Source organism: Actinoplanes sp. NPDC051343, assembly GCF_044455125.1.
GTDB lineage: Bacteria > Actinomycetota > Actinomycetes > Mycobacteriales > Micromonosporaceae > Actinoplanes.
The window spans coordinates 39247-57130 of the sequence record NZ_JBITEL010000022.1 but is presented as its reverse complement, the minus strand read 5'-3'; the positions used below and the strand labels follow the sequence as shown (position 1 = coordinate 57130).

Genomic DNA, 17884 nt, shown 5'->3' with positions numbered 1-17884 from the left:
ATCAGTAGCGGCGTCCGGTAGTCCGGCGTTCGTCGCGGGCGGGGGTTCGGGTGGGCGGCCGGGTGGTGGGCATCCACGGCGTACGCGGGTCCTCCTGCTCCTCGGCGTCGGCCTCGTCGCGCCCGATGACCGCGGGTGTGACGTCCGGGTCAGTGCCCCAGACCTCTTCCTCCTCGGCCAGCCAGGTCGTGCGTTCCCGCTCCTTCTCTTGGCCGTTGCCTCCCATGCCACCCATCGGAGGCATGAACGGCGGCGTCCCGCCCAAGCCGTTCGTGGAGCCGGCGGCGCCCGCTGAGCCAGCCGTGCCCGCCGCTCCCACGACATCGGTGAGACCGCCCAACGGAGCACCTCCGGGCGCCAACCCTCCGAACAGGGCCCCGGCGCGCGAGTCGCCGGAACCACCCGCGGGAGCGCCGACCGCACCCCCACCGCCCGAGCCGCCGCCGAGCGGGTCGAATGAGAACCCGCTGTCGGCCGGAGGTGCGGCGGGATTCCAAGCCGAGTCGCCGCCCGCGTCGAAGCCCCCACCACCGCCGGAGAGGTCCGAGGCCGGCAATTGGAAGCCGTTGCTGCTGCCCGGCGTCAGCGGATGGGAAGACCCTAGGTCAAACCCGGATCCGCCAGACGCTCCGGCCGGTACGTTCGCGCCGCCCCCGTCGGGAGCGGCGAGGAACCCGTTCGGGTCGTCGCCGCCAGGGCCCGCGGGCAGCTGGTCGAAGCCGCTGGACCCACCGTCCGGAGCGACGCTGAACCCGTTGTTCGAGCCCCCAGCAGGTGTGCTCGTGAAGCCTGTGTTAGTTCCGCCGCCGCCGGGCGGGATGGTCGCACCCTGGTTGGAGTCGGCGGTGGCCGGTGCGTTCACGGTGCCGACTGGGTCGTTGCCGCCGAGTCCCGGCATCGAGCCGAAACCGGTCGAGCCGGCGCCCAGCGCGCTCGGGTCGATAGTGCTCGGCTGGGGATCGCCGGTGCCGGATGCTTCGCCGCCGCCAGTGAAGTCGGCCGGATCGGGCACGGTGGGCGTAGAGGAGCCGGTGCCGGTACGCCGGTTGCTGTTGCCGGCCCCGGTGGTGAGCAAAGGCAAGCCGTCCGGGCCGAGTCCACCGCCCGCTGGGTCGTTGCCGCCGAGTGCCGGGACGTTGCCGCCGCCGTTGAGCCCGTCGAGACCGGTGCCGCCGCTGAGGTCCAGCTGGCCGCCGCCCGGGCCGGCCTGGGCGTTGCCGCCGGCGATGTCTGGGAGGCCGCCGCCCCCTCCGCCGCTGAGGTTGGGCTGGTTGGTGCCGCCCCCCGATCCGCCGCTGAGGTCGGGGACGTTGCCACCGCCGCTGAGGTTGGGGATATTGCCGTTGCCGCCGCCCAGACTCTTGACGCTGTCGTCGAGGTTCGACTTGCTGTCGTCCGGTTTGGGGGTGGTGACACCTTCTCCGGGTGGGGGGAGATAGTCGTGCGGGTCGCTCATGTTGGTGCGGGTCCAGTCGAGGCTGTCGCGCAGCGATCCGTACGACGACTGCATCCGGCTGTCGAGGACGTGTGCGTTGTTCAGCCACACCGTCTGCATGTCGGTGTTGAGCTTGCCGAAGGCACCCCACTCGAGGATGTTGAAGTCGCGGGTGGTGCCGTCGCCCACGTCGAGGCGGACGTTCCACGTGTGAATGTCGGTCAGCCGCACCGACCGCGCCTGGTTGACCAGCTGATTGACCGCGTTGGTGACCATCTCGGTCGGCTCTGGCTTGCTGTAGAAGTCGTCCCAGGCGTTTCGTATCTCCTGCCAGAACTGGCGGATGTGGGACGCGTTGTCGTGCAGCATCTGCGTCCAGTCCTGGTTGGTCTTCAGGTCCTTCTGCAACAGGCTGAATTCGTCGTGCAGGTTCTCCAGTGTGCGCAGCAGCGCACCGGCGGCCTGGCCCTTGAACTTCGACGAGTCGCTGCCGACCTGGTCGAGCTGGCTTTTGACCTGGTCCTGCGCATGGTTGAGCCAATTCCACAGGTTGTAGAAGGTCTCGGCCGCCTCGTCGAAGGAGGCGGCGTTGAGAACGGTTCCCTCCGGGCCGCTCTTGAGCGCGGCTTGGGTGTGGGCGAGGAATTCGTTGGCGTAGTGGTCGTGCGGTGAGCTGCCGCCCCCGTCGAACCAGTTGATCGAGCCGGTGACCATGAGGTAGCCGGGCAGCGGCGCCGAGTCGAGGGTGTTTTGAAAGCCGTCCACGTAGATGAGATGACCGTTTGCGTCGATGAGCGGGGTGTAGAGGAAGAACTGGCCGGCCGGTGGGTTCTTCGGCGGCTTGAGGGTTACCGAGGCGCTGAGCGCGCTGATCCATGGCATGCCGAGAAAGGTGCTGCGGTCCATCGCCTCGGCGGCCAGCACCTCCATGAGACCCGACTCCCACGTCATGGTCGCGTCCCCCGGTTGCGGCACGTTCACTCCCTCTGCGTGATCTGAGACGGTCAGGCGCTCGGCGGCGGCGTCGGACTGGTCGTGCCGCCGCCGGGCATGTACTTGCCGAAGTCGGTCAATGACATGTTGGTGAGTTCGATGTCGTGGACCTCACGGATGATGTTCTGGAGGGCTTGGCCGTAGTCGGACAGCTTGGTCTCGAAGCCGCGCAGCTTCTCGTCGACCAGGCCGCCCATCGCGTTCGCCTTGGCCTTGAGGTCAGCACCGGGCGGGAACTTCTCTCCGCCGGCGACCACCTGCACGGTCGCCAACTGGAACCCGCGGGGGTGGCCCGAGTCGTTCGGGTTGACGCCGCCACGGACCGGGGCTACCTGGCTGTGGAGTCCGTCCAGCTTGTCCTTCACGCCGCCGATGAACTCCGGGCCCATGGTGATGCGGGTGCCGTCGTTTGCGGGCATCTGTCTCTCCTCCGTTGGGCGAGGGGCGCGGGTGAAGCGACGCCGCTTCACCCGCGACACCGCGGGTCAGGCGTTCGGGATCATCCGGGCAGCGGTCTGGTCACCGTCGCGGTAGTTCGTGGCGACCCGGGTGAGGGCGACCTGGTGGCCGCTGAGTGCGTCGTTCATCTGGGCCAGGCCCTGCTGCCACCTCATGTGCGCCTGCTCGTAGACGGTGACGTTGAAGCCCTTGTTGTCCGCGACGTAGTTTTTCGCGGCGTTGTTGACGTTGTTCAGGGCGTTCTCCAGGTTGTGCAGGATCAGGTGGAGCCGGGCCGCGGAGTCGTCCTGCACAGCGGTGTTGACGTTAAAACCGTCCATGGGTCTGCCTTTCAGATGAGTGGTAGTCAGCCGTTGGTGGCCCAGCCGCCGCCGGCGCTGTGAACCATGCTGCGGGCAGCGGTCTCGCTGTGGTTCATCGTCTTGCCGGCGTTGCTGACGCCAGCGTAGAGATCGTCGAGGGCGGAGGTGACCTTGTCGGCGCCGCTCTCCCACTCGGCGATGTTGGTCTGGAACGCGGACGAGGCGGAGCCCTGCCAGGTGCCGGCCATGTCGGAGGTGGTGGTGTTCACCCCGCTGCGGGCGTTGGCCACCTCCTGCAGGCCGACCCCGAGTGCATTGAGCAGGGTGCTAACCGCGGTGTCTGTGTGCTTGATCTGATCGGGTGTCGCCATGCTGCTTCTCCTTCGCTCGGCCCGGCAGGTTCGTCCGGGATCGCCTTGATGTCGAGGTCAGTTCTGTACGTCGCCGCTCAGCAACGGTCCGGTCGGCAGGAGGTCGAGCAGCGCGGGTGGTACCGGGTGGTCGCCCGACGACGGGTATCCAAGCCGCTCTGCGGTCGCCGCGTCCGGCACCGGATACTTCACCCCGGCATCAGTAACCAGGTAGCGGCTGTTGCCCAAGGCCTGGTCGAAACGGCCGGCCACCACCATGCCGCCGTCGCCGGCGGCGACGGCGACATAGGCGGCCGTCCGTGGCGTCCGGGTGATGCGCAGCCCGTCGGTCACCGCGTCGGAGGCGCCCGGTGTACGGTCGGCGCTGACCTCAATCTGGCCGTCGCCCATGTTTTGCCGGACGCACCAGTCGAGACCGGACGGCGGCCGCGTGATCAGTCGGGGCGGCTCCTGCGGCAGCGAGCCGGACAGCGCGGCCCGGCCCGAGACCGGGAGCTGTGCGAGAGCGGCCAGGCTGAGCGGTATCGTCGCGACGGCCTCGCCGCGATAGAGGGCAGCCGTCGCCGGGTCGGCGGCCACCACCGCGTACGCCATCGGGCTGAGTGTCATCAGCCCGTCGGACTGCAGCACGAACCGTCGCTGCGCCCCGTTCTCGGCACTGGCTGAGAACAGTTCGCCGATCCTCGTCGGGCGTCCATCCACCGACGGCCCGGCGTCGCCGCGCCCGGGCACCGGCACGGGCGCCAGGTCCGGTCCTGCCGGGAGCGCGCCCAGCCAGGTCGGCTGCACCGGCAGCGGAGGACCGTCGGCCCCGAGCACGCGAGCTAGCCAGTCTTCGGTCAGTCGGATCCGCCGCCCCTGCCAGACCATGACGTCGCCGGCCACGAGCAACGCCGATCCGGTGTCCAGTGGCCGGTCGGTACGCGGCCCCGCCTCGGCGATTGACAGCGTGGTGATCGGGACCGCCTTACCGGTCAGATCGCTGGTTGCGGCCGCGCACACCGTCCACGCCTGCCCGCTCACCCGGCCCGCGACCGGAAGCCCGTCGGGGGCGCCGACCACGCCGAGCGGGTCGCCGTGCGGCACAGCGCCTAGTGACTTGGCCGACGCCATGATGACCTGCGGGTCCTTGCCAAAAAACAGCCGCACGGAGGCGTAGTTGAGGATCGGGCGCAGCCGGCCGTCGACCAGCGCGTAGCGGCTTCCGGTCTCCTTCTCCACGATAAGCACGCCGGGCTTCTCCCAAGCCGTCGCACCGCCAGGGCGGACGAAGCCGTACGCGGTCACACCGATCGTGATCAGCGCGGCCAGCAGCAGGCCGCCGACCGTGCCGGTGAGCAACCGCCGGTTCGGGTTCTCCGCCGCGTCGGCATCGCCGGTGACCAGCGCGCTGACCAGACGGCTCCACACGTATGACTGTGCCTGGATCTGGTCGCGACGAGACTGCGCCATCTCAGCCCCCGATCGCCCGGGCGGCGCCGTACACCCCGAGGGCGGCGGCCAACACCGGCAGCAACGCGACGGTGCCGATCAGCTGGACGATGTCACCGACCCGACCCCAGACCGGCATTGCCCGCCGGGTCGGTAGCCGGCGGCCGAGGACGAAGCACACCACCAGGGCGATCAGGAGCGCGCCGGCCACGGCCGCCGGCCGCAACCGCGGATCCAGGTCGAGCGCCGCCACGGCGCAGGGAATCGCGATCGCGGTCACAGCCGGGATTCCGAGCGCCGCCCGGTGCCAGGCACTGATCATCGGCCGGCAGGCAAGCAAGCGGACGAACGCGGCGAGCAGCAGCAGCGTCCGGAACGTCCAGCCGGTGTCCGGTGCGGCCACCACGATCCCGGCGAGCGCCGCTACGCCCAGGCCTGCGTGCAGGCCGGTCATGTAGCGGTCGGCGGCGGCGGCCCGGGGCAATACGTCGTCGGCAGGCTCCGGATCGATGTCCTCCTGCAGATGTTCCGGCCGGGTGGGCAGCGGCGCCAGGTAGATCCCGGCCAGTCGGAACGCGGTCCACGGCACGATCAGGGTCGCCACGGTGGCCAGCACCAGCACGATCCCGGCGCCGGCCGGCGCCGGCGTTGCGGCGTATACGTCGGCGGCCGCCCCGGCCGCGCAACAGAGGCTGCCGGTGACGACCGCAGTGACCAGCGGCCCGGCGAACCCGGCGAGCGCCCCGACCAGCAGTGCTGTCATCGCCGCGACGACGCCCCCGGCGAAAACCTCCGGCGCGCCCGCGGTCAACGCACCGCCACCCGGCAGGACCAGGGCGATGAGAGCCGCATAGAGCACCGCTAGTCCCCCGGCCACCAGGGCGAACACGCGGTCGCCGAAGGCCCGGGCGAAAATGAAGGCGCAGGTCAGCCCGAGCAGGGCCACCAGGCCAGCGGCTGCGGCGCGGGGCGCGAGCTCATCACCAGCCAGTACCACCGGCACACCGGCGAGCCCGGCCGCTCCCAGCACGCCCGCCGCGGCCCAGCGGCCCATCTCCGGCCGCCACCGGCCGGCCCGGACGGCGATGCCGTTCGCCAGGCCGTCGGCGAGGTCGTCGAAGTGGACCGGCGGAATCTGATCGGACTGCGGCCGCAGGTACACCTCCGAGCCGTCGACCAGCCCTTCGCCGCCGACCGTGCGCTCCTCGGCCAGCGGCGCCTCGCCCAGACGCTGCAGCACCCAGCCACCGTGGGCGAGACCGGCGTCGGCCAGATTGACGCCCAAGTGGTTCAACAGGACCGGAAGGAGATCGGCGATCACCACCGATGCGGGGACGGCGATCTCGATGCGGCGGTCGGGCCCCCACACCACCAGTCGGCACATCGTCGCAGACGTGTCCGTGCCCCGGGTCTCCATGGTCACAGCATCTCGACGGGGCCGCACCCAAAAAGGTTCAGCGGGACGGGTGGAATTTCTTCCCCGCCGCATTGAGCCCTGACGGGCCGCCCGCGTTGTAACCGTGTCGGTTGATTAAGCCCACGAGAGGTGCAAGCCCTTGTCCACAGTATTCTTCGGGCGTCCGGCGCGACGTGCCGGACCCGCCATGCCCAGCGGCGAACTTCAGCTGCAGGAGCCGCCGGTGCTGCCGGAAACCCAGAACCAGGGCATGCGCCAGGCCCTGATGGTGCTCCCGATGGCGATGATGTCCGGCGTGATCCTGCTCCTTTTCGTCGGCACGTCCCGCGGGCCGGTAATTTGGGTCGTCCTCGGGATGATGGTGCTGTCGATGGGCGGCATGGCCGTGGCTCAGATGGCCTTCGGCAGCGCCGACCGGCGCCAGCGGGTCGCCGGGGACCGACGTGACTACTTGCGCTACCTGGCGCAGAACCGGCGCCGGGTACGGCAGAACGTGGCCCGGCAGCGAGAGGCCACCGCCTGGACGCATCCGGCGCCACGCTCCCTGTGGTCGCTGGCGATGACCTCCCGACGCTGGGAAAGGCGCCCCACCCACCCGGACTTCCTCGAGGTGCGCCTCGGCACCGGTGAGCAGCGGCTGGCCACTCGGATCGTGCCGCTGCAGACCAAGCCTATCGAGGACCTGGAGCCGCTGGCTGCCAAGTCGCTGCGGCGCTTCATCAACGCGTACTCGGCACTGGCCGACCAGCCGGTGGCGCTGTTCCTGCGCGGGTTTGCCCAGGTGCGGATCGCCGCGGCCGACCGCGAGGAGGCCCGCGCCTTCGCGCGGGCACTGCTGGCGTCGCTGGTCGTCTTTCACGCACCGGACGAGGTACGGGTGGCGCTCTGCGTCGACGAGGACGGATCCGCTGCCTGGGACTGGGCGAAGTGGCTACCGCATGCGCAACATCCGCTGGAGCAGGACGGTGCGGGCGCCGTACGGTTCGCCGCTGACACCGAAGCCGCGGTCGAGCGGCTCTTCGGTGAGGCTTTAGCCGCCCGGCCCCGGTTCGAAACCGGGGCCGCCCCGTCTCGTGACGAACCTTTCGTGGTGGTGCTGCGCGATGGCGGCCGGCTCGCCAGCGGCGCTCGGCTGTCCTCCGTCGGCTACCGCAACGTTGTTTTGATCGACCTCGATGACGATGCGCCGGCGGTCGGCAAGACCCAGCTCACCCTCTCAGTCGACGGCGACGACTTGATGATGGTGCAACGCGACCGGGTGGGCGGCGAGGTACGGCGACGGATGGCGAGGCCAGATCGGCTCAGTGAAGCCGCCGCCCGAGCCGTGGCGCGCATCCTGTCCCCGTACCGGCTCGGCGAGCTCACCGAGACGACTGAGGACACGTTGAAGTCCAATTTCGACATTGGAGCCCTGCTGGGGATCGCCGATCTGACGGAGCTCGATCTGGCCGTGCTGTGGGGGCCCCGGGCCCAGACCGACCGGTTGCGCGTGCCGATCGGCATCGACTCCAACGGCGACCCGGTGGAGCTGGACATCAAAGAGTCCGCGCAGGACGGGATGGGCCCGCACGGCATGCTCATCGGCGCGACCGGATCGGGCAAAAGCGAGCTGTTGCGCACGCTGGTCCTGAGCTTGGCGACCACGCACTCATCGGAGACGTTGAACTTCGTGCTGGTGGACTTCAAGGGCGGAGCGACCTTCCTGGGGTTGGACCGGCTACCGCACACCTCGGCGCTGATCACTAACCTTGCCAACGAAGAAGCGCTGGTCGGCCGGATGCGCGACGCGCTGCACGGCGAGATCGTGCGGCGTCAGGAGCTGCTGCGCTCGGCCGGCGGCTACAGCTCGGCGCTGGACTACGAGCGGGCCCGAGCCCAGGGCGCTGCCGTCGACCCGCTGCCCACCCTGTTCGTGATCGTTGACGAGTTCTCCGAACTGCTCAGCGCCCATCGCGACTTCATCGAGCTGTTCGTGATGATCGGCCGGCTCGGCCGGTCGCTCGGCGTGCATCTGCTGCTCGCCTCCCAGCGGCTCGACGACGGCCGGATCAGCCAGCTCGAGTCGCACCTGTCCTACCGGATCGGCCTGCGCACGTTCTCAGCGATGGAATCGCGGTCGGTGATCGGGGCCACCGACGCCTACGAACTGCCGTCCGCTCCCGGCAACGGATACCTGCGCGCCAACGTCTCCACGCTGATCCGTTTCAAGGCAGCTTACGTTTCCGGGCCATACCGGGCTCCGGCCGCGCGGACGTCGCAGGACGTCATCCAGCGGCAGGTCGTCCCGTACACGCTCGGCAACGTGCCGATGCCGTCGCAGCCCGAGCCGGTCGAGGCCGAGCCGGTCGAGGAGCCCTCGGACCACTCTGATGCCGACACTGTGCTCTCCCTGGTGACCGGCCAGCTCATCAATCAGGGGCCGCCAGCCCATCAGGTGTGGCTGCCGCCGCTGCGGCAGTCACCCACGCTCGATCATCTGCTGCCGACGGTCGCCCCGGACCCGGATCTCGGCCTCAGCGCCGCCGGCTGGGGCGGCAACGGACTCCTGACCGCCCCGATCGGGTACATCGACAAACCATTCCAGCAGCTGCGTGACCTATTGCTGCTCGAGCTCTCCGGTGCCGGCGGCCACGTCGGTGTCTCCGGTGCGCCACGCACCGGCAAGAGCACGCTGATCCGTACGTTGATCTGCGCCCTCGCCCTCACTCACACCCCGCGGGAAGTGCAGTTCTACTGCCTGGACTTCGGCGGCGGCGCCCTCGGATCGGTCGCCGGGCTCCCGCACGTCGGATCGGTCGCCGGGCGGCTCGACGCCGACCGGGTCAGCCGGATCGTCCGCGAGGTCACCAACCTCATCACGGCCCGGGAACGCCGGTTCCTGGCACTGGGGGTGGACAGCATGGCAACCTACCGGCAGATGCGCGCGGACGGCCGCGTCACCGACGACCCGTACGGCGACGTCTTCCTCGTCGTCGACGGCTGGTTCACCCTGCGGTCGGAGTTCGAGCACCTCGACGATCTGGTCCGGCGGATCGCGGCGCAAGGCCTCAACTTTGGCATCCACCTGATACTCAGCGCGGCCCGCTGGTCGGAGGTCTATCACGGCATGCGGGACCAGATCGGCACCCGGCTCGAGCTCAAGCTCGGTGACCCGGTCGACTCGGTCATCGACATGCGGCTTGCAGCCACCGTGCCTGCCGCCCCGGGCCACGGCCTCACCGCCGACAAACTGCACTTCCTCGCCGCGCTGCCTCGGATCGACGGGATTGCCGACGGCGCGAGCCTCGGCGACGGCGTCCGCGCGTTGGTCGCCATGGCCGACGACTTCTGGACTGGCCCCCGCGCCCCCGAGGTACGGACCCTGCCGGCGACCCTGCCGGCCGGGTCGCTGCCCGCGCCCGACGGCGACATCCGGATCGCGCTCGGCATCGATGAGGAACAGCTGGCACCGGTCTGGCATGACTTCGGCGAGCTGCCGCACCTGACCGTGCTCGGCGACGACGAGAGCGGCAAGACCAACGTCCTGCGCCACCTCGCCCACGCGATCACCAGCCGGTACACACCGGCCGAAGCGCGAATCATGATCGTCGACTACCGGCGGCAGTTGTTTGACGCGGTACCGGAGGGCTACCGGCTGGGCTACGCGGTGTCTCCGGACTCGACGGCAGCGGCGGTCGCCGACGCGGCCGCTGGGCTGATCCCCCGCATGCCCGGCGCCGACGTCACCCCGGCACAGCTACGCAACCGCGACTGGTGGCAGGGCCCGCAGCTGTTCATCCTGGTCGACGACTACGACCTGCTGTCAGGCCAGGAATCGCCGCTGCTGCCGCTGCTGCCCTATCTCGCGCAGGGCGCCGACATCGGATTCCATCTCGTGATCACTCGCGGCGCGGCGAACGCGATGCGAATGTCGATGGATCCGCTGATCCGCCGTATCCAGGAGACGAACACTCCGGATCTGGCGCTGTCGTGCCCTCCGAACGAGGGGCCGTTGCTCGGCAACGTCAAGCCGCGGCTGATGCCGCCGGGGCGGGCACTGCTGTGTACTCGTAGAGGCGGACGGCTGATGCAGACCGCCTGGCAGCCGGTAGACGGCCTGGTCAGCACGGCGAGCTAACCGAGTCGAAAGCACCGTTGAGCCCGGTTCGCCGAACCGTCAGGGCCGCCGCCAACGCCGGCGGCGGCCTTCTGCCACGATCCGCCGGCCCAGCCATGCCACCGCCACGACGAGCGCGGCGGCGAGTGCGATGATCGAGGCGATCGACTCCGAGCGCGGGACCCCGGCGGCATGCGCCATTACCAACGCAGACTGTGGACGAGGCGGCACCGTGTCGCCGTCGGGCATGTCCGGGGCGCTGACCGCGGCATACAGGTCAAGGTTGGCATTGTCAGCGGTATTCAGCAGACGCTGACGAACGTGTGCCTGATCGAGGCTCGGGTGGTACGCGCGGACCAGCGCGGCCGCGCCGGCTACGTAGGCTGCGGCGACTGCAGCACCGCCGACGACGTAGTTGCCCGTCCCGGACGGGCCGACCGAGAAAGCTTTGTCGCCCGGCGCAAGCAGATCAAGGCCTGAACGCGCCGACACCGGCTGCACCAGCGCCCCTGCTTGGTCCACTCCGCCCACCGCAAGGACATCCGGATCCGACGCGGGATACCAGCTCGGGGCCTGCTGCGACGAGTCGTCTCCCGCCGACTTGCCGGCCAATGCCGCGACCACAACGGCATCGTGGCCTACGGCGTACTTCACCGCCGCGCGTACCAATGGATCCGGCGTCGGGACCCCCACTGCGACCAAGATTACTTTGCAGCCTGCCCGCGCCGCCGCCTGGATACCAGCGGCCAACGCCGTCGGCGTCGTGTCTCCGCGCTCGTCGACGATGCGCACCGGATAGATGACGCTCGCCGGCGCAACACCAACGAACAGGCTTCCGGAGACCGGGCGAGCTGCGACCAACGCGGCGAGCGCGGTCCCCCGGCCCAAGCAGTCGGAGTCCCCATGCGTCCCATCGGCAATTGCTCGGCCCGCAAGGACAGCCCCCGGCAAACCACCGCCACGCGGGCTCACGCCGCTGTCGACAACGCCGACTTGAACTCCGGCGCCGCGGGTCAACACCCACGCATCGGCCGGCTGCACCCGCTGAAACGCCCACGACACCCCGGGCGCAGTCGTCGGTGACGATCCGACACAACCGCCACTGACCGAATCCGGCAGCGGCGGCACGGAATCGTCCGCGTATGCCGGCACACAGCACCAACCGGCAGCGAGCGTCCCGGACAGCACAGCAGCGCAAATCCGTACACGCCGAAACCCGTCCACAGCAACCTCTCGTCCCCCAGCTTGGGCAGCATTGCCCAGTCCGACCCCACCGGTCACGACGGATGCTATTAGTCAAAGTTCAATGCACCCGCACCCGCACCTGCGGCGCTGTGGTCGTCCGTGCTCGGGTGGTGACCTGCTCCATCGCGTGGCGTACAGTTCGCGGCGGAGGAACATCGACCCCATCGCTCGTTCCCCGGTCCACCTCCGCATGTCCGCGACCGCCGGCAGAAGCCGGCTCCGACATACTGGAGTACAACAGCGATGGACGCTCAACCAATTGCCGACCACAACAGCACGAAACCATTCGAGGCGGCCCCTCCGATCCTGCCGGCCTGGCAGGCGCCGGAGGCGACGACGCCCCAACCGGCAGCTGCCCCTGAGGACGTTCCCACGCCGGCCGCGACAGACCAACAGCCCGCCCAATGGGGTTGGCGCGGCCGCGCCAACCGGTTGTCCCACGGTGTGCTCACCTTCCCTGCGACACCCGCCGAGCAGGTCCATCGCGCCGCCCGCAAGCGGCTGCTGCGCCCGTTCGATCGAGCCATGACCGTGATGGTCGCCAACCCCAAGGGCGGCGCAGCGAAAACACCGACCTCGCTGGTCGCTGCCGCCACGCTCGGGTTCTACCGCGGCGGCTACACCTTGGCCTGGGACAACAACGAGACGCGGGGAACACTGGGGATGCGGGCGGAGTCAGCTCCCCAACCTCGTACCGTGGTCGATCTGCTCAACGATATCGAGGAATTCCTGGCCGCGGCAGCCAGCGTGGGCCGCCTGTCGGCCTATCTGCGTCCGCAAAGCGCCCGGTTCGACGTGCTGGCCTCCGACGAGACCCCGGGCGGCATGGAAATCATCGACGACGCGGCCGTGCACAAATTGTGGACGGCGCTGAGCAGGTACTACCGCATGATCGTGGTCGACACGGGCAACAACGTGCGAGCGCCGAACTGGCGGGCCGCGGCCGAGTTGGCCGACTGCCTGGTCGTGCCGACCACGGTGCAACGTGACGTCGCCGCCAGCGGCTTGTGGATGCTGGACCATCTCGTTCAAAGCGGCCACCGCGATCTGGTCACTAACGCCGTCGCGGTGATCTCCTGCGCCGACTCGCAGACCGACCCGCAGCTGTTCGCCTCGATCGTGGAGCGCTATCAGGCCGTTGTCCGCGATGTAGTGGTGATCCCCCACGACCCGTACATCCGCTCGGGCGGCCGGATCGAGTACGACCACCTCGGCGTGGAGACCCGGCGAGCGTGGGTGCTCGCGTGCACCTCCATCATCGACTCGCTGAGCATTCGCAATCAGGCCTGAGCGAATCCGCGTGCACCGCACCAGGTCAGGAACCGTGGTGCGGTGCACGCCGCATAGCCTCGGCAAGCCGCCACAACGCGTCGCGTACGTACGAATCGGGTGGCCCCTCGGGCTCCTCCGAGGGTGGCACTTCCCGCAACAGGACGATCTGCGACCAGCGGGGGTCCGCGGTCATCACGTCCAGTGTCCGGAACCGCCGATCGGCGGTGAACGCTACCTCACTTCCCGGCAACGCCCGGCCGGTGAGCGACCACACGACGGTGAGGTGATCCGGGGGCGCGGCCGGCGCGGGGGCGAGCGGCGCGGTGATCACCAAGTTCGGCAGCGGGTCGTGGACCGGCCACGTCACCGCGGCCGGGCCGCACACCGCGACCGCGGATGTCTGTCGGTCGGGAGGCGCAGGCGGCGAGGGCGGAATGTGCGCTTGGACGATCGTGGCGGGCGAAACGAGGTCGGACAGCTGGGGGATTCCGGCCGGTGTGTCCTCGAGAGCCGACGTGCCCGGTGCCACTTCGCCGGAGCCCTGCGCACGCGGGCCTGGCCGCATAATTGCGGCTGACTCCGGCCCGACTGCCGGGTTGGTCGGTGAACCAGGCGGAGGTGCCTCGGTAGCTATCGAGGCGGGTGCGGGTGGCACGGGCAGCACGACGAGGGTGCGCGCACCGACCACGGTCAGCAGGTCTCCGAATCGGTCCGTCAACTCCGCCCAGGTATTCTCTTCGCCGGGCTCGGGCGCGCGGGCTGCCACAAGCCGCATAGCGACGACGACCTCAGGTGCGAGCATCGCTGTCGCCTGATCGAGTAACGCGGGCAGCCGGTGAAGGTGGCGCATAGCGAATGAGCCGAGGTAGAGCAACGGATGTTCGGGGTGTGCCGGTACCCATCGCGCGTCTGCGGCGGCGTCCGTGTTGTCGACATCACGCAGCCAATAGCCGCATCGCACGACTTCGATCGCCCAGGTCGGATCGACGGTCCACCACTGCGGTCCCACGCTCGCCACGAGAGTCGGCGCGGAGGCCGCACGGTAGGCGAACCGTACGCCCGCCGGCCGCCACCCGCGGCTGCCTTTTTCGTCGATCGTGCTGACCACCGGCCTGCCGTGCTCATCGGTGTCGGGCACACCGGCGATCACTTCGACTACGCCACCGCTGCGCCGGGCGAGCCGCTCGCCGAGGTCGTGGATCCGGGTGCTGGCCGGACCGTACGGTACGAGCGTCAGCCGCCGCCGCATTGCGCGAGGGAGCAGTTCCAACGCGGCGTCTGCGTTCTCGGGCCAGCCGGACGGGTCGCCGATGAGAACGCTGGCTTGCTCGGGCTGGACCGGTACGGCGAGTACCGGGGCGGGCAGCGGCCCGGCACGGTGTTCCGCCGCCGGTAGCCAGACGCCAGCGGGGATCACGACGAACGGGTGGCCCGGGCCGGCTTCCAGAGTGGTTTCCCAGTCCGGAGCCGGGTGCCGGGCGCCGTAGCGGGCTGTGACTGCTCCGGCGCGGTATGCCTGCCAGATGCCGCCGTCGACGAAGAGCAGCCCGGGCGGTAGGAGGATCACCGTGCCGGTCGGCGCGACCACTTCGATGCCCAGCGCGACGGATAACGCTCCGGCCAGATCCGGCCGAGCACTGCGCGAAAGCACGAGACGAATCGAGCCGCATCCCACCGGTAGATGGTCGGTAAGCAGCAAGGCCAGGCGGCTGACCGTCGGCGGCGGGTCGGCGGTAACGACCACAACGCGACGGCCCGGTTCCAACGGAATAGCACGCAATACCCGCTCGGGCGGCGCGTCGCCGCGGCCCGCGACAACGGTGCGGCCGCCGGCGGCGAAGACCCTAATCGTCGAATCCGCGGAAGACACCCTCCGCATCCTTCTGCGCGGCGGCGGCGAACTCTTCGAAGCCCATGTTGCCGAGGTCGAGGTTGGCGTGGAACACAGGCATCTGACCGGGAACGATCCTGAAGTGACGGCCGTACTCGACGGTCTCCGCGTAGTACTCGCTGTGCGGGTCGGCCGCGGAGATCGCCAGGAACAGGTGCTCGGGCCCGGACATCGTCTGCTGGTCGGCGGCGAACACCACGGACAGATACTCATCGGGCGCCGCCGCCCGCACAAGGTCCTCGACGCTCGCGCCGGCCCAGGCAGCGTCCTCGACGATCACATAAGTCCAGGGGAGTGGTTCGTCGCCGACACCGCTGGTGTCACCGACCTTCAGGGCCGCGAGCACGGCAAGCCAGCCGGCTGCGTCGGAGTAGTCGGTACGCACGATCACGGCGTCATAGTCGCCGCGCTCGGTGCCCGAAGGAATGGCTCGCATGCTCCCTACGACGGATGAGAGGCAACGGGGGTTCATCCCGCAGCGGACCGACCCGGTCATGCCGCTGACCGGTCCTGGGGCGGTTGAGGAAACCTCGGTGCGGCCAGCTGTTGCCGCGACAGACTTACCCGGCTGCGCCCCTAGCAGCTTTGGGAAGGCTCGGGTGTGTGGTTGTCGCCATAGCGGCATCGGCGATTGCCTTCTCCTGGCACGCCGATTTGAAGGACAAGTCCAGTGTGGAGACGGTGCGAGGGTGGCAGTTTTAAGCAGTTTGCCGCACCTTAGTCAGGTCGGCGGCACCCCCTACCGCATGGTCCGCAGCTCCCCGCTTGCTGACTTCATGCTCGGCGCAATACCTGGTAAACATTGCCGCCTACATACGTCGGCACAACGGCCACTGCCTACGCCTGCTCAACCGCACGGTCGGCGACCTCCTTCCTCATCGCCTCACCTGGGCCATTCCCGAGCTCTCGCCTGCGCCGGGGCACCCAGCAGGGGGTCGGCGGCAGTAGAACTGCACCATGAGGTGTCCCCGGCGCGTCATCGATCAGTCGCCCAGCGCAGTTGCCTGGCGCAGTCGACGCGCTCCCATGCGAAGGCGGGTAGCGCTCGTCCGAAGTGGCCGTGCGCCACATGGCCCACGAGAACGGCGCCACCGCCGGCGCCTCGAAGGCCGACGCCGACGCTACTCGCAATCCGACGGTGTCCTGGTCGGCGAGGACGGCCCGGAGGAGGACAACGCCGCCCCCGGGGTGTGACGAGCCGAAGGACTTGGGCCATCGGCGTGCGCTGAGCGATCCTCGGCGCACGGCGGATGGCCCTCGCCGGCTGGGCTGAGTCAGCGGACGAGGCTCCACTGCTGGTCGCGTTCGGCCGAGACGAGGTCCCACTGCTCCAGCCAGTGCCCGTCCCACGTGCCGTCTGCCTTGGTCGGCGGCACATCCGTGCCCAGAATGTCCAGCACCTTGCCGGTGGCGTGGTTGCGCAGGCGTACCTGCCCGCCGCCCGCGTTCTCGATCGACCATTGCTGGAAACGATCGGCGGGGTTCACCGTCACCTGGAGCACCTTAGCGCCGTTCCAGGTACCGCCGGCCTCGACGCCCATCGCCAAGCCGCTGAACGCGTTCACAAAGACGGCGTACCCGGGTTCCGGCGCTGCGGTGAGTCGCCAGTACTGGTCCTGCTGGTCGCCGTTCGCCCACAGCTGGACGTGCGTGCCGGCCGTCCGGCTGGCGTCGAGATCGGGAAGTTCGGCGACCTCCCTCGTCCAGTCGTTGAGCAGGTGGTAATTCACGCCGACCTGGAATCCCCCGATGGTGATCGGCGGAGCGACGTGCGACGGTCCGGCGGGCGGCAGCGCGCTCGACGAGGAGCCGGACGAGGGAGTGGCCGTCACCGCTCGTGACACCGATGAGGAGGCTGCCGACGGAGGTGCCGGCGCCGCCCCGCCAATCCGGCTGTCCTTCTCGTACAGCGGCACGTACGAGGCGGTCGTGTCGGCGAGCTGCGGCACGTTGGCCCGGGGTGCGCCGTTGGCGACCCGTACCGCTGACTCCCCCCATTGGTAGGCGGCGAGCGCCAGCCGGTAGGGATCGGCGCCGTTGAGCTCGTGCAACTGGGCGACGAGGTCGCACATGGCCATGCCGAGGGCCGGGACAGCATCGTTCGGATCCCAGACCGAGGCAGTTTTCGATACCCGGTACTGCTTCCAGAGATCGGGCGGGAACAGGGCGATGCCCTGGCGGCCGTCGGAGGACCGCAAGTTGGGGTCAAACTTCGACAATGCCATCAGCTGTGCCGCGACCTGTGGACCAGTGATGGCGGGGCACACCTGGCCCGCTTTCCGCACTGCGGCCACGTCGGCGTCCGGAACCGGTGTCCCGCCCGATGCCGTGGGCGATGGCGGGGTTGTGGGCTTGCCAAGTCGAAACGGTGGCTGGTCGGCGTACCAGTTCGCATAGGCTTCGGCCTTCTCGACATAGGACTGGGCGGATGCCGGCACGCGCTTGGCCCGGACGACCGCCGAAATGCCGCTCTTGGTGACGGCCAACGCGAGCGGCCACATGTCCCCGGTCAATGTGGCGGCCCGCAACTGACCCACGACGTCACAAGTCTGGTGCGCCAGTGCCAGGACGTTCGCTGCGCCGTCGTTTCGGTTCGCATCGGACTTCGGCCGCCATCGCGTCCATGCTGCATCGCTGAGGCCGGCAACGCCGTGGCGGGCTCCGACCGCGAACTCGGAAGCCATCATGAGCTGGGCGGCGAGTCGCGGCGGATTCAACGTCGGGCAGGACAGCGACGCAGTGATGATCGCCTGTTGAAGAGCCAGCGGGACGTCCTTCCCGGTCAGCTTTTCCGCGCCCACCGCGAAGGGTCCCTCACTGATGATCGACAGAGCCCCGGCCCCCAGAATGAATACGACGGCGGCCGCGATACCGTATCGTTTGCGGCTGCTTGCGGACAGCTTCCATCCGAAATGTCGAAGCTTTTTCGTAACCGCGGTCATCAACGCACCTTCAACTCCGAAGCCTTTTGG

At 69.3% G+C, this 17884-nt stretch carries 12 protein-coding genes; 2 read left to right on the top strand and 10 right to left on the bottom strand.

All coding sequences use genetic code 11. The annotated features are described in order from the left end of the window. Position 1: 1 nt before the first annotated feature. The 6 genes from ACIA5C_RS45020 to eccD form a co-directional block, all read right to left on the bottom strand. Positions 2–2410: a hypothetical protein gene (locus tag ACIA5C_RS45020; RefSeq protein ID WP_396066761.1), complete on the bottom strand. Its 2409-nt coding sequence runs from the start codon at positions 2408–2410 to the stop codon at positions 2–4. Between the two features lie 29 nt (positions 2411–2439). After that, on the bottom strand, positions 2440–2847 hold the full coding sequence (locus tag ACIA5C_RS45015) for a hypothetical protein (RefSeq protein WP_396066759.1): 408 nt from the start codon (positions 2845–2847) through the stop codon (positions 2440–2442). Positions 2848–2913: 66 nt separating this feature from the next. Then, the gene (locus tag ACIA5C_RS45010; protein ID WP_396066757.1) at positions 2914–3207 is read right to left on the bottom strand and encodes a WXG100 family type VII secretion target; all 294 of its coding nucleotides are present in this window, start codon (positions 3205–3207) and stop codon (positions 2914–2916) included. A gap of 26 nt (positions 3208–3233) precedes the next feature. Further along, positions 3234–3560 (bottom strand): WXG100 family type VII secretion target, encoded by a 327-nt coding sequence (locus ACIA5C_RS45005; RefSeq protein WP_396066755.1) that lies wholly within the window; start codon positions 3558–3560, stop codon positions 3234–3236. Between the two features lie 57 nt (positions 3561–3617). Continuing rightward, on the bottom strand, positions 3618–5012 hold the full coding sequence (gene eccB / locus ACIA5C_RS45000; protein ID WP_396066753.1) for a type VII secretion protein EccB: 1395 nt from the start codon (positions 5010–5012) through the stop codon (positions 3618–3620). Position 5013: 1 nt separating this feature from the next. Next, positions 5014–6408, bottom strand: coding sequence for a type VII secretion integral membrane protein EccD (eccD, locus tag ACIA5C_RS44995; RefSeq protein ID WP_396066751.1), 1395 nt, complete (start codon positions 6406–6408; stop codon positions 5014–5016). A 187-nt stretch (positions 6409–6595) separates the two neighbouring features. Here eccD and eccCa point away from each other — a divergent pair, with 187 nt between their 5' ends. After that, positions 6596–10525 (top strand): type VII secretion protein EccCa, encoded by a 3930-nt coding sequence (gene eccCa, locus ACIA5C_RS44990; protein WP_396066749.1) that lies wholly within the window; start codon positions 6596–6598, stop codon positions 10523–10525. A 39-nt stretch (positions 10526–10564) separates the two neighbouring features. Here the strand turns inward: eccCa and ACIA5C_RS44985 are convergent, their stop codons facing one another. Beyond that, entirely contained in the window at positions 10565–11524 is a 960-nt protein-coding gene (locus ACIA5C_RS44985; RefSeq protein WP_396066823.1) for a S8 family serine peptidase, read from the bottom strand. A 750-nt stretch (positions 11525–12274) separates the two neighbouring features. Between ACIA5C_RS44985 and ACIA5C_RS44980 the strand changes: the two genes are divergently transcribed. Then, positions 12275–13039, top strand: coding sequence for a MinD/ParA family protein (locus ACIA5C_RS44980; RefSeq protein ID WP_396066747.1), 765 nt, complete (start codon positions 12275–12277; stop codon positions 13037–13039). 25 nt (positions 13040–13064) lie between these two features. Here ACIA5C_RS44980 and ACIA5C_RS44975 read toward each other — a convergent pair whose 3' ends face one another. The 3 genes from ACIA5C_RS44975 to ACIA5C_RS44965 form a co-directional block, all read right to left on the bottom strand. Beyond that, positions 13065–14672 (bottom strand): hypothetical protein, encoded by a 1608-nt coding sequence (locus ACIA5C_RS44975; protein WP_396066745.1) that lies wholly within the window; start codon positions 14670–14672, stop codon positions 13065–13067. A 193-nt stretch (positions 14673–14865) separates the two neighbouring features. Beyond that, entirely contained in the window at positions 14866–15408 is a 543-nt protein-coding gene (locus tag ACIA5C_RS44970) for a DUF6924 domain-containing protein (RefSeq protein WP_396066743.1), read from the bottom strand. Between the two features lie 778 nt (positions 15409–16186). Further along, a complete protein-coding gene (locus tag ACIA5C_RS44965; protein ID WP_396066741.1) occupies positions 16187–17854 on the bottom strand; it encodes an RICIN domain-containing protein in 1668 nt (555 codons plus the stop codon). Positions 17855–17884 lie beyond the last annotated feature (30 nt).

Coding starts and splice junctions, on each gene's coding strand:
- ACIA5C_RS44980 (WP_396066747.1), top strand. CDS start 12,275: ATGACCGTGATGGTCGCCAACCCCAAGGGCGGCGCAGCGAAAACACCG.
- ACIA5C_RS44970 (WP_396066743.1), bottom strand. CDS start 15,408: ATGACCGGGTCGGTCCGCTGCGGGATGAACCCCCGTTGCCTCTCATCC.
- ACIA5C_RS45015 (WP_396066759.1), bottom strand. CDS start 2,847: ATGCCCGCAAACGACGGCACCCGCATCACCATGGGCCCGGAGTTCATC.
- ACIA5C_RS45010 (WP_396066757.1), bottom strand. CDS start 3,207: ATGGACGGTTTTAACGTCAACACCGCTGTGCAGGACGACTCCGCGGCC.
- eccD (WP_396066751.1), bottom strand. CDS start 6,408: ATGGAGACCCGGGGCACGGACACGTCTGCGACGATGTGCCGACTGGTG.
- eccCa (WP_396066749.1), top strand. CDS start 6,596: ATGCCCAGCGGCGAACTTCAGCTGCAGGAGCCGCCGGTGCTGCCGGAA.
- ACIA5C_RS45005 (WP_396066755.1), bottom strand. CDS start 3,560: ATGGCGACACCCGATCAGATCAAGCACACAGACACCGCGGTTAGCACC.
- ACIA5C_RS44965 (WP_396066741.1), bottom strand. CDS start 17,854: ATGACCGCGGTTACGAAAAAGCTTCGACATTTCGGATGGAAGCTGTCC.
- eccB (WP_396066753.1), bottom strand. CDS start 5,012: ATGGCGCAGTCTCGTCGCGACCAGATCCAGGCACAGTCATACGTGTGG.